At 73.6% G+C, this 13698-nt stretch carries 1 protein-coding gene; it reads right to left on the reverse strand.

Features of this window, described 5'->3' with window-relative positions:
• Window positions 1-15: 15 nt before the first annotated feature.
• The gene (locus ACFU7Z_RS00380) at window positions 16-13593 is read right to left on the reverse strand and encodes a type I polyketide synthase (RefSeq protein ID WP_380775039.1); all 13578 of its coding nucleotides are present in this window, start codon (window positions 13591-13593) and stop codon (window positions 16-18) included.
• Window positions 13594-13698 lie beyond the last annotated feature (105 nt).

Here is a 13698-nt window from a genome sequence, read left to right on the forward strand (position 1 = left end):
ACGGTCCCGGCATGGTCAGTCGAAGTCCGGGTCGTCGAGCTCGTCCTCCAGGAGGGCGAACAGCTCGTCGGCGGTGGCCTCCTGGAGAGCGCGCTCGTCGGCCTCGCCCGTCCCGTCCGCCCCGGTCTCGCGGACGGCGCGGAAGCGCTGGGTCAGCGCCTCCAGGCGGGCGACGATCTCCGCGCGGGTCTCGTCGTCCGACGGGGTGAGCCCGGCGGCCAGCCGCTCGAACTCGTCCAGCACGGCCGTGTGGCCGACCAGTTCCCTCCCGGTCAGCTCGGTGATCAGGAAGTCCGCCACCGCCTCCGGGGTCGGGTGGTCGAAGACCAGCGTGGACGGCACCCGCACCCCGCACGCGCTGTTCAGGCGGTTGCGGAGCTCGACGGCGGTCAGCGAGTCGAAGCCCAGCTCGCGGAAGGCCCGGCTCGCCATGATCTCGTCCGCCGAGTCGTGGCCGAGGACCGCGGCGGCGTGCGTCCGCACCAGCTCCACGACGGTCCGGCGCCGCTCGGCGGCCGACAGGCCGGCCAGCCGGGCGGCGAACTCGTTGCGCTGGTCGTCCTCCGGACGGCCGGAGGAGGTGTCCTCCTGCGCCTCCGGGATGGTGTCCAGCAGCGGGCGCGGGCGGGCGGCCGTGAAGACCGGAGCGAACTTCTCCCACTCGACGTCCGCCAGGGCGATGAACGTCTCGTCGTCGGCCAGGATCTCGCCGAGCGCCGTCAGGGCCCGGTCGGTGTCCAGGAAGTTCATGCCCTGCCGCAGCAGCCGGTGCGGGGTCACCCGGCCGGGCGCCTGGTCCATCGCCGCGTCGACCGCGTTCCAGTCGCGGGTGTTCCAGACACCCCAGGCGATCGACGTCCCGGGCAGGCCCCGGCCGCGACGGTCCTCGGCGAGGCCGTCCAGGAAGGAGTTGCCCGCCGCGTAGGCGCCGTGGTCGTTGCTGCCCCAGGTCGCCGAGATCGAGGAGAACATCACGAACTCGTCGATGCCCAGGTGCGCCGTCGCCTCGTCCAGGTGGACGGCGCCGGCCGCCTTCGCGCCCAGTGCCGCTGCCAGACCCTCCCGGCTGGTGTCCTCGAGTCGGGCCAGGTACGGCGTGTTCGCCGAGTGCAGGACGGTGGACAGGCCGGGGCCGGAGTCCTCGATCCACGCGACCATGGCCGTGACCTGCGCACGCTCCGTCAGGTCGCACGACACGACCTCGACGGCGGTGCCCGCAGCCGCGACGGTGGCGGCCAGCGCCGCCACCCCGGGCGCCGCCGGACCCGAACGGGAGGTCAGAACGACCCTCGGCGTGCCGTGCTCGGCAAGCCACGGGCCGACACAGACACCGATCGAGCCCGTACCGCCGGTCAGCAGGACCGTCCCCTTCGGGCTCCAGGCCCCGGCCTTGGGCCGGTGCTCCTCGGCGCGCACCAGGCGGCGCAGGAACACACCCGACGGCCGCACCGCGACCTGGTCCTCCCGGCCGTGCGCGAGCACGCCGGCCAGCCGGGCGGCCGCCTCGACGTCCACCACCGGCGGCAGGTCGACCAGACCGCCCCAGCGGTCCGCGTGCTCCAGGCCCACGGCCCGGCCCAGACCCCAGACCTGGGTCTGGATCGGACTGGTCGTCACCTCGCCGGCGGCCACCTGCACCGCGCCGCGGGTCAGCACCCAGAGAGGAGCGGCGATCCCGGCCCGGCCCAACTTCTGCACCAGGTCGAGGGTGTCGGCGCTGCCGCGCGGGACCCACCCGAACTCGGCGTCCGGCGACTCGTCCAGGGCCAGGAGGGACACCACGCCCTGGACATCCGCACCGGCACCGGCGATGGCCTCATCGAGGCCCTCGAGCGTCGTCCGCACGACCTCGGCGCCACGACCCGCCAGCCCGTCGGCCACCGCACCGGCGTCCGGCGCGTCCCCGACCAGCAGCCAGGGCCCGGACAGGACCGCCGAACCGCTGATCGCGGACGGCTGCCAGGTGATCCGGTAGCGCCAGTCGTCCACCGACAGCTTCGTACGCTCGACCGCCGGGGCCTCGGGCCAGTAGCGGCGCCGCTGGAACGCGTAGGTCGGCAGCGCGACCGTCGTCCCGTCGCCGAGCACCGACGCCCAATCGACGGGGGCGCCCTGGACGTAGGCCTCGGCGAGCGAGGTCAGCAGGCGCTGCGCGCCGCCCTCCTCGCGCCGCAGGGTGCCTGCGACGACCGGGGAGCGGTCTTCCAGGCTGTCGGCGATCGCCGGGGTCAGCACCGGGTGCGGCGAGACCTCCAGGAACACGCCGTGGCCCGCGTCGCCGAGGATCCGCACGGCGCGGTCGAACTCCACCGTCTCGCGCAGGGACGCGTACCAGTAGTCGGGGTCCAGTTCGGGGCCCGCGAGCCATGCACCGGTCAGCGCCGACACCATCGGGATCCGAGCCTCGGTCGGAGCGATGCCCTGGAGAACAGCGAGGATCTCCTCCCGCAGCTCGTCCACGTGCGCGCTGTGGGACGCGTAGTCCACCGGAATCATCCGGGCACGCGGCGAATCCCCGCAGGAGTCCGCCAGTTCACGCAGCGCATCGGCGTCACCGGACACGACCGTCGCCGACGGACCATTCACCGCCGCCACCGACAGGCGAGAGCCGTACGGGGCAATCCGCGCGCGCACACCGTCCACCGGCTCCGCGATCGACAGCATCCCGCCGCGACCAGCAAGGGCCTTCAGGGTCTTGCTCCGCAGAGCCACGACCTTCGCGGCATCGCCGAGGGAGAGAATCCCCGCGACGGCGGCCGCCGCGATCTCACCCTGCGAGTGACCGACCACAGCGTCCGGAGCGACGCCCGCCGCCTCCCACACAGCGGCGAGCGAGACCATCACCGCCCACAGCGCCGGCTGCACCACATCAGCGGCCTCAAAGCCGTGCCGGCCCGCCAGCACATCGTCCAACTGCCAGTCCACGTACGGCGCGAGAGCCTCGGCGCACTCCGTCAGCTTGGCCGCGAACACCGGGGACGACTCGGCCAACTCGCGGCCCATGCCGACCCACTGGCTCCCCTGGCCGGGGAAGACGAACACCGTCCGCCCCACCCCGCCAGGAGCCACCGAACCGGTCACCACACCGGACGCCGGCTGCTTCGTCGCCACCGCCGCCAGACGCTCAGCGAGCTCACTCCGCTCGCCACCGAGCACCACGGCCCGGTGCTCCAGCGCCGCACGCGTCGTCGCGAGCGACCACGCGACGTCGCCGACCGGCAACTCCGGCCGCGCCAGCACGTGTTCACGCAGCCGACCCGCCTGACCCGCGAGCGCCGCAGCGCTCTGGCCGGAGACCGGCCAGGCCGACGCCCCACCCGCGAGCACCGGAAGCACCTCGGCTTCCAGCTCCTCGGCTTCGGCGTCGGGCGCCTCCTCCAGGATGAGGTGGACGTTGGTGCCGCTCACACCGAAGGCCGACACCCCCGCACGGCGCGGCCGCTCGCCCGCCGGCCACCGCACCGCGTCCTGGAGCAGACGGACGTTGCCCGTCTCCCAGTCCACGTGGGTCGACGGCTGGTCCGCGTGCAGGGTCTTCGGCAGCATGCCGTTTCGCAGCGCCATCACCATCTTGATCACACCGGTGACGCCGGCGGCGCACTGGGTGTGTCCGATGTTGGACTTCACCGATCCCAGCCACAACGGCCGGTCCTCGTACCGCTCCTGGCCGTACGTGGCCAGCAGCGCGCCCGCCTCGATCGGGTCGCCGAGCGAGGTGCCGGTGCCGTGGGCCTCGACCGCGTCGACATCGGAGGGCGACAGCTGCGCGTTGGCCAGTGCCGCGCGGATCACCCGCCGCTGCGAGGGACCGTTCGGCGCCGCCAGACCGTTGGACGCACCGTCCTGGTTGGCCGCGCTCCCGCGGATCACCGCCAGCACCTGGTGGCCGTTGCGCCGGGCGTCCGAGAGACGCTCCAGCAGCACCATGCCCGCGCCCTCGCCCCAGCCGATGCCGTCGGCCTCGTCCGAAAACGCCTTCGACCGGCCGCTGGAGGCCATGCCGCCCTGGCTGCCGAACTCCATGAACGCGCCGGGCGAGACCATCACCGCGACACCGCCGGCCAGCGCCATCGAGCACTCGCCCGACCGCAGGGCGAGCATCGCCTGGTGCATCGCCACCAGGGAGGACGAGCAGGCCGTGTCCACCGTGATGGCGGGGCCGGTCAGGCCCAGGCAGTACGAGATCCGGCCCGAGGCGACGGCGGACACCGTGCCGATCAGCCGGTAGCCGTCCAGGCTCCGGTCGTCGGCCGGCAGGCTCGCGTCGTAACCGGCGTGGCTCGCACCGACGAAGACGCCGGTCGCCGAGCCGTGCAGCGACTTCGGGTCGATCCCCGCGCGCTCGATCGCCTCCCAGGACGTCTCCAGCAGCAGCCGCTGCTGCGGGTCCATCGCCAACGCCTCACGCGGACTGATCCCGAAGAACCCCGCGTCGAAGTCGGCCACGTCGTAGATGAATCCGCCCTGTCGGCGGTACGCCTGCCGCTGGCCGAAGCCCTCCTCGACGGCCTCCCAGCCTCGGTCGGTCGGGAACTCGCTGATCGTGTCGGTCCCCGCGACAAGCAGGTCCCAGAACTGGTCGGGCCCCGTCACACCGCCCGGGTACCGGCAGCCCATGCCGACGATCGCGATCGGCTCGCCGATCGCCGCGGCCACGACCTGGACCGCGCCGTCGGCCTGGGCCGTCTGGCCGCCGGTGCCGACGAGTTCGCCCCGCAGGTAGTCCGCGAGGGCAGTGGCGTTCGGGTGGTCGAAGACCATCGTGGAGGCCAGCTTGACACCGACCTCCTTGGAGAGGCGGTTCCGCAGCTCGACCGCTCCGACGGAGTCGAAGCCCAGCTCCTTGAAGGCCCGCTGCGGCAGCACGTCGTCCGCCGACTCGTGGCCGAGGACGGCCGCCGCGTGGCCGCGCACCAGGTCGGTCAGGACCTGGCGCTGCTCCGCGGCCGGCATCCCGGCCAACCGGACTGCCCACGCGCCGACTTCCTCGGTCGTCGTGGTGACGGCGGCCTCGGCGGCCAGGACCGCACGGACCTCGGGAAGGTCCGCCAGCAGCCGGCTCGGCCGGTGCAGGGTGTAGGTCGGCACGAACTGCGGCCAGTCGAAGCCGGCCACCACCATCGCACCCTCGCCCGCGTCCAGGACCTGACCCAGCGCCAGCATGCCCCGACGCCCGTCGATGCCCTCCATACCGAACTCACGCAACCGCTCGCCACCCGAGCCGGCCGCCATGCCGACGCCGGCCCACAGGCCCCACGCGACCGAAGAAGCCACCAGACCACGGGAACGGCGATCCTCCACCAACGCGTCCAGATGCGCGTTCGCCGCCGCATAGCCAGCCAGCGCGCCGCTTCCCCACACACCCGCGCCCGACGAGAAGAGCACGAACGCGTCCAGATCCCGACCCGCCGTCAACTCGTCTAGCACCACAGCACCGCCGACCTTCGCCGACAGCAGCCGCGACAGCTCGGCCACCGACAGCTGCTCCACCGGTGTCCGCCCGCCCGTCCCGGCCGAGTGAACCACCGACGACAGCGCCGGACCCGTCGCATCGATACGATCCAGGATCTCCGCCACGGAGGCACGGTCGGCGATGTCACACGACACCACCTCCACCGCCGCACCGCGAGCCGCGATCGAGGCCGCCAACTCCGCCACACCGGCAGCACCCGGACCCGAACGGGACGTCAGCACCACCCGAGACGCGCCACGATCCGCCACCCACTGGGCAGTGATCGCACCGACGCCGCTCGTGCCACCCGTCACCAGGACCGAGCCACGCGGCGACCACGCCTCGCGCACGTTCGGACGGCCAGCGCGCACCAACCGCCGCGCCACCACACCGCCCGCACGCACCGCCACCTGATCCTCATCCCCGACCAGGACAGACGCCAGCCGCGCACCCGTACGCGCGTCCACCATTGTCGGCAAGTCGATCAGGCCGCCCCAGCGGCCCGCCAACTCCAGCGCCGCGACGGCACCCAGACCCCACAGCTGCGCCTGGACCGGCCGCACCACATCACCCGCGACCGCTCGCACCGCACCCCGCGTGACCACCCACAGCGGGGCGGACACACCGAGCCGCCCAAGCTCCTGAACCAGCGCGAGCGTGTCAGCGCCACCACGCGACACCCACGGACCCGCCTCCTCCGGCGACTCGTCCAGCGCCAGCAGCGACACCACACCCCGCAGATCGGAGCACGCGGCCACCGCAGCGGCGACACCGTCCGGAGCCGAGCGGACCACGGTTGCCCCGTGGTGCTCCAGCGACTCCGCGACGGCAGCGGCATCCGGGGACTCCCCCACCAGCAGCCACGTCCCGGCCAGGACCCCGTTGGACTCGCTCACCGGCGCCCACGACACCCGGTACCGCCAGTCCGCGACCGCCGAGCCGGCCCGCTCACGGCGCCGCCAGTCGGTCAGCGCACCCAGCGCGGCATCCGCCGGGTCCACCCCGAGCAGATCGGCGAGCGCGGTGACATCACCACTCTCCACGGCGGTCCAGAAACCCGCCTCCGCACCGGTGGCCTCGCCCGCTTCGGAACGGCGGCCGTCCAAGGCGGGCCAGTAGTGGCGGTGCTGGAACGCGTAGGTCGGCAGCGCGACGGTCGTACCGCCGGCCGTCACCGACGCCCAGTCGACGGGGGCGCCCTGGACGTACGCCTCGGCGAGCGAGGTCAACAGGCGCTGCGCGCCGCCCTCGTCGCGCCGCAGGGTACCGACCACGACCGGGGAGCGTTCCTCCAGGGCGTCGCCGATCGCCGGGGTCAGCACCGGGTGCGGCGAGACCTCCAGGAACACGCCGTGGCCCGCGTCGCCGAGGATCCGCACAGCGCGGTCGAACTCCACCGTCTCGCGCAGGGACGCGTACCAGTAGGCGGGGTCCAGCTCGGGGCCCGACAGCCACGCGCCGGTCAGCGCCGACACCATCGGGATACGAGCCTCGGTCGGCGCGATGCCCTGGAGAACAGCGAGGATCTCCTCCCGTAGCTCGTCCACATGGGCGCTGTGCGACGCGTAGTCCACCGGAATCATCCGGGCACGCGGCGACTCCCCACAGGAGTCCGCCAGTTCACGCAGAGCATCCGCGTCACCGGAGACGACCGTCGCCGACGGACCATTCACCGCCGCGACCGACAGACGGGAACCGTACGGAGCGATCCGCGCCCGAACACCCGCCACCGGCTCCGCGATCGACAGCATCCCGCCACGACCAGCCAGCGCCTTCAGGGTCTTGCTCCGCAGAACGACGACCTTCGCCGCGTCCTCCAGCGACAGGATCCCCGCAACGGCGGCGGCAGCGATCTCACCCTGCGAGTGACCCACCACCGCATCGGGAGCGACACCCGCCGCCTCCCACACAGCGGCGAGCGACACCATTACGGCCCACAGCGCCGGCTGCACAACGTCAGCAGCCTCAAAGCCGTGCCGGCCCGCCAGCACATCGTCCAACTGCCAGTCCACATAAGGCGCCAGAGCCGCAGCACACTCGGCCAGCCGCGCCGCGAACACCGGCGAGACCTCCGCCAGCTCACGCCCCATCCCGACCCACTGGCTCCCCTGACCGGGGAAGACGAACACCGTCCGCCCCACCCCGGCGGCCGCCACCGACCCGGTCACCACACCTGCCGCCGGCTGTCCCGTGGCCACCGCCGCGAGACCCGCCGCCAGCTCGCCCCGCTCGCCGCCCAGCACGACCGCACGCTGCTCGAACACCGATCGCGTCGTGGCCAGCGACCACGCGACGTCGCCCACCGGCAGCTCCGGCCGCGCCAGCACGTACTCGCGCAGCCGACCCGCCTGGCCCGCCAGCGCGGTCGCGCCACGACCGGAGACCGGCCAGGCCACGCCTGCCGCCCCGGTGAGTACCGGGTTCTCCTGGCCCGCCGGCTCAGCCGCAGCCTCGACGGCCGCCGGGGCCTCCTCCACGATCAGGTGGACGTTGGTGCCGCTGATACCGAAGGCGGACACGCCCGCCCGGCGCGGCCGCTCGCCCGCCGGCCACTGCACCGCGTCCTGGAGCAGCCGGACGTTGCCCGTCTCCCAGTCCACGTGCGAAGAAGGCTCGTCCGCGTGCAGGGTCTTCGGCAGCACCCCGGCCCGCAGCGCCAGCACCATCTTGATCACACCGGCCACACCGGCGGCCTGCTGGGCGTGCCCGATATTGGACTTCACCGACCCCAGCCACAACGGCCGGTCCTCGAACCGCTCCTGGCCGTACGTCGCCAGCAGCGCACCCGCCTCGATCGGGTCACCCAGCTCCGTGCCCGTCCCGTGCGCCTCGACCACGTCGACATCCGCGGCCGACAGCTGCGCACTCGCCAACGCCGCGCGGATGACCCGCCGTTGGGCCGGGCCGTTGGGCGCGGACAGGCCGTTGGAGGCGCCGTCCTGGTTGACGGCGCTCCCCCGGAGCACGCCGAGCACCTGGTGCCCGTTGCGGCGGGCGTCCGAGAGGCGCTCCAGCACGAGCATGCCCGCGCCCTCGCCGATGCCCATGCCGTCGGCGCCCTCGCCGAAGGCCTTACAGCGGCCGTCGGAGGCCAGCGCCCGCAGGCGCGAGAAGCCGACGAACTCGGCCGGGTCGGCGATCACCGTCACACCGCCCGCCAGCGCCATCGAGCACTCGCCCGACCGCAGGGCCTGGCCCGCCTGGTGCAGCGCGACCAGGGACGACGAGCATGCCGTGTCGACGGTCACCGCGGGCCCGTTCAGGCCCAGCGTGTACGACACCCGGCCGGAGAGCACGCTCAGCGCGTTGCCGGTGATCAGGTGCGCCTCGGCGCCCGGGACGGTGGCACCCGTCGCGATGTAGCCCGACGACGCCGCGCCGATGAACACGCCGGTCGCGGAGCCGTGCAGCGACTTCGGGTCGATGCCGGCCCGCTCGACGGCCTCCCAGGAGGTCTCCAGCAGGAGGCGCTGCTGCGGGTCCATCGCCATCGCCTCGCGCGGGCTGATCCCGAAGAACCCGGCGTCGAACTCCGCGGCCCCGCTGAGGAATCCGCCCTCCACGACGTAGGTCGAGCCCTCGGCGTCGGGGTCGGGGTCGAACAGCGCCTCGATGTCCCAGCCGCGGTCGGCCGGGAACGCGCCGATCGCGTCCCCGCCCGCGACCAGGAGGTCCCACAGCTCCTCGGGTGTCCGGACGCCGCCCGGGTAGCGGCAGGCCATGCCGACGATCGCGATCGGGTCGGTCGACACCGCCGCCGCCGTCACGGCCTGGCTCTCGTCCGCGTCCGTGCCGAACAGCGCGGCCAGGATCTCGTCCGCCAGCGCGGAGGCGCTCGGGTGGTCGAAGATCACCGTGGACGGCAGCCGCAGGCCGCACGCGGTGTTCAGGCGGTTGCGGAGCTCGACGGCGGTCAGCGAGTCGAAGCCCAGCTCCCGGAACGCCCGGCTCGCCACGATCTCGTCCACCGACTCGTGGCCCAGCACCGCGGCCGCGTGCGTCCGCACCAGTTCGGTGACCGTCCGGCGCCGCTCGGCCGCCGACAGGCCGGCCAGCTGGAGCTCGAAGTCACCACGCCCGTCCTCGTCACGACGGACCGTCGTGTCCTCCTGGGCCTCCGGAATGGTGTCCAGCAGCGGGCGAGGCCGCGCGGCCGTGAAGACCGGCGCGAACTTCTCCCACTCGACGTCCGCGAGGGCGATGAAGGTCTCGTCGTCGGCCAGGATCTCGCCGAGCGCGGTCAGCGCCCGCTGGGTGTCGAGGAAGTTCATGCCCTGCCGCAGCAGGCGGTGCGGGGTGACGCGACCGGGCGCCTGGTCCATCGCCGCGTCGACGGCGTCCCAGTCGCGGGTGTTCCACACGCCCCAGGCGATCGAGGTCCCGGGCAGGCCACGGGCGCGACGGTCCTCGGCGAGGCCGTCCAGGAAGGAGTTGCCGGCCGCGTAGGCGGCGTGGTCGTTGCTGCCCCAGGTCGCCGAGATCGACGAGAAGAGGACGAACTCGTCGATGCCCAGGTCCGCCGTCGCCTCGTCCAGGTGGACGGCGCCGGCCGCCTTCGCGCCGACCGCGACGGCCAGCTCCTCCCGGCTGGTGTCCTCCACCCGGGCCAGGATCGGCGCGTTGGCGGAGTGCAGGACGGTGGACAGGCCGGGGCCGGTGTCCTCGATCCACGACACCATCGCCGTGACCTGCGCACGCTCCGTCAGGTCGCAGCTGACGACCTCGACGGCCGAGCCGCCGTTCGCCACGGCGGCGGCGAGCGCCGCCACGCCGTGCGCCGACGGGCCGGACCGGGAGGTCAGAACCACCCTCGGCGCGCGGTGCTCGGCAAGCCAGGGGCCGATGCAGACGCCGATCGAGCCGGTGCCACCGGTCAGCAGGACGGTGCCGCGCGGCGACCAGTCCTCCGACTCGACGCGCCGGGCCTCGGCCCGCACCAGGCGGCGCAGGAACACACCCGACGGCCGCACCGCGACCTGGTCCTCCCGGCCGTCGGCGAAGACGCCGACCAGACGAGCGGCGGCATCGGCGTCCACCACCGGCGGCAGGTCGACCAGACCGCCCCAGCGGTCCGCGTGCTCCAGACCGACCGTGCGGCCGAGACCCCAGACCTGGGTCTGCACCGGGCTGGTCGTCACCTCGTCGGCGGCGACCTGCACCGCGCCACGGGTCAGCACCCAGAGCGGAGCGGTGATCCCGGCCCGGCCCAACCTCTGGACCAGGTCGAGGGTGTCGGCGCTGCCCCGGGACAGCCACGCGAACTCGGCGTCCGGCGACTCGTCGAGCGCCAGGAGCGACACCACACCGCGCACGTCCCCGCCCGCTCCTGCGATGGCCTCGTCGAGGCCCGCGAGCGTCGTCCGCACCGCCTCGGCGCCACGCGCCGTCAGCGCCTCGGCGATCGTGGCCGCGTCGGGGGCGTCGCCGACGACCAGCCAGGTGCCGGACAGGTCCGCCGGGCCGCTCGCGGCAGAGGGCCGCCAGGTGATGCGGTAGCGCCAGTCGTCCACCGACAGCTTCGCGCGCTCCACTGCCGGGGCCTCGGGCCAGTAGCGGCGCCGCTGGAACGCGTAGGTCGGCAGCGCGACGGTCGTCCCGGCGCCGAGCACCGACGCCCAGTCGACGGGGGCGCCCTGGACGTACGCCTCGGCGAGCGAGGTCAGCAGGCGCTGAGCACCGCCCTCGTCGCGCCGCAGGGTGCCTGCGACCACCGGGGAACGGTCCTCCAGGCTGTCACCGATCGCCGGAGTCAGCACCGGGTGCGGCGAGACCTCCAGGAACACACCGTGGCCCGCGTCGCCGAGGATCCGCACGGCGCGGTCGAACTCCACGGTCTCCCGGAGCGACGCGTACCAGTAGGCGGGGTCCAGCTCCGGGCCCGCGAGCCATGCACCGGTCAGCGCGGAGACCATCGGGACCTGCGCCTCACGAGGCCGGATCCCGTCGAGGACGGTCAGGATCTCCTCGCGCAGCTCGTCCACGTGGGCGCTGTGGGACGCGTAGTCCACCGGGATCATCCGGGCACGCGGCGAATCCCCGCATGCCTCGGCGAGTTCACGCAGCGCGTCGGCGTCACCGGAGACGACCGTCGCCGACGGGCCGTTCACCGCCGCGACGGAAAGGCGGGTGCCGTACGGGGCGATCCGGGCGCGGACACCGTCCACCGACTCCGCGATCGACAGCATCCCACCACGACCGGCCAGCACCTTCAGGGTCTTGCTCCGCAGAGCCACCACCTTGGCGGCGTCATCGAGGGACAGGATCCCCGCGACGGCCGCAGCGGCGATCTCACCCTGCGAGTGACCCAGCACCGCGTCCGGAGCGACACCAGCCGCCTGCCAGACGGCGGCGAGCGAGACCATCACGGCCCACAGTGCCGGCTGCACGACATCAGCGGCTTCGAAACCGTGCCGGCCCGCCAGAACGTCGTCCAACTGCCAGTCCACATAAGGCGCCAGAGCCTCGGCACACTCCGCCAGCCGCGCCGCGAACACCGGCGAGGCCTCCGCCAGCTCACGCCCCATCCCGACCCACTGGCTGCCCTGACCGGGGAAGACGAACACCGTCCGCCCCACCCCGGCGGCCGCCACCGACCCCGTGACCACACCCGCCGCCGGCTGCCCGGTGGCGACAGCCGTCAGCCCCGCCGCCAGCTCGTTCCGCTCGCCACCGAGCACGACCGCCCGGTGCTCCAGCGCCGCACGCGCCGTCGCGAGCGACCACGCCACATCGCGGACCGGCAACTCCGGCCGCTCCGCCACGTGTTCACGCAGCCGACCCGCCTGACCGGCCAGCGCCGCCACGCTGCGACCGGAGACCGGCCAGGCCACACCCGCCGCCCCGGTGAGCACCGGGCTCTCCTGGCCCGCCGGCTCAGCCGCCGCCTCGACGGCCGCCGGGGCCTCCTCCACGATCAGGTGGACGTTCGTCCCGCTCACACCGAACGCCGACACACCCGCCCGACGCGGCCGCTCGCCCGCCGGCCACGCCACCGGTTCCTGGAGCAGCCGCACGTTCCCGGACGTCCAGTCCACGTGCGAGGACGGTTCCTCGGCGAACAGCGTCTTCGGCAGCACCTCGTGCCGCAGCGCCATCACCATCTTGATCACACCGGCCACACCGGCCGCGCACTGCGAGTGCCCGATGTTGGACTTCACCGACCCCAGCCACAACGGCCGGTCCTCGTAACGCTCCTGGCCGTACGTGGCCAGCAGCGCGCCGGCCTCGATCGGGTCACCGAGCGTCGTACCCGTGCCGTGGGCCTCCACCGCGTCGACGTCGGAGGGCGACAGCTGGGCGTTGGCCAACGCCGCGCGGATCACCCGCCGCTGCGAGGGACCGTTCGGCGCGGACAGGCCGTTCGACGCACCGTCCTGGTTGGCCGCGCTGCCACGGATCACCGCCAGCACCTGGTGCCCGTTGCGCCGGGCATCGGACAGGCGCTCCAACAGCACCATGCCCGCGCCCTCACCCCAGCCGATCCCGTCGGCCTCCTCCGAGAACGCCTTCGACCGACCGCTCGACGCCATACCGCCCTGACGCCCGAACTCCATGAACGCACCCGGCGACACCATCACCGCCACGCCACCGGCCAGCGCCATCGAGCACTCGCCCGACCGCAGCGCCAGGATCGCCTGGTGCATCGCCACCAGCGACGACGAGCACGCCGTGTCCACCGTCACCGCCGGACCGGTCAGACCCAGGCAGTACGAGATCCGGCCCGACGCCACGGACGACACCGTACCGATCAGCCGGTAGCCGTCCAGGCTGGCGTCCTCGACGGGCAGGCTGGCCTCGTACCCGGCGTGGCTCGCACCGACGAAGACGCCGGTCGCCGAGCCGTGCAGCGACCGCGGGTCGATCCCCGCGCGCTCGATCGCCTCCCACGAGGTCTCCAGCAGCAACCGCTGCTGCGGGTCCATCGCCATCGCCTCACGCGGACTGATCCCGAAGAACCCCGCGTCGAAGTCGGCCACGTCGTAGACGAATCCGCCCTGCCGGCGGTATCCGCCCTGGTTGTCGAACGCCTCCCAGCCGCGGTCGGACGGGAACCCACCCACCGCGTCGACGCCGTCGGCCACCAGGTTCCAGAACTCTTCGGGACCGACCGCCCCGCCCGGGTACCGGCACCCCATGCCCACGATCGCGATCGGCTCGCGGGCGCCGGACTCCAGCTCCTTGACCCGCTCACGGGTTTCGAAGTGCTCGGCGGCCAGCTTCCTCAAAGCGTCGAGCAGCTGCTTCTC

The organism is Kitasatospora sp. NPDC057518, from assembly GCF_042802075.1.
GTDB lineage: Bacteria > Actinomycetota > Actinomycetes > Streptomycetales > Streptomycetaceae > Kitasatospora.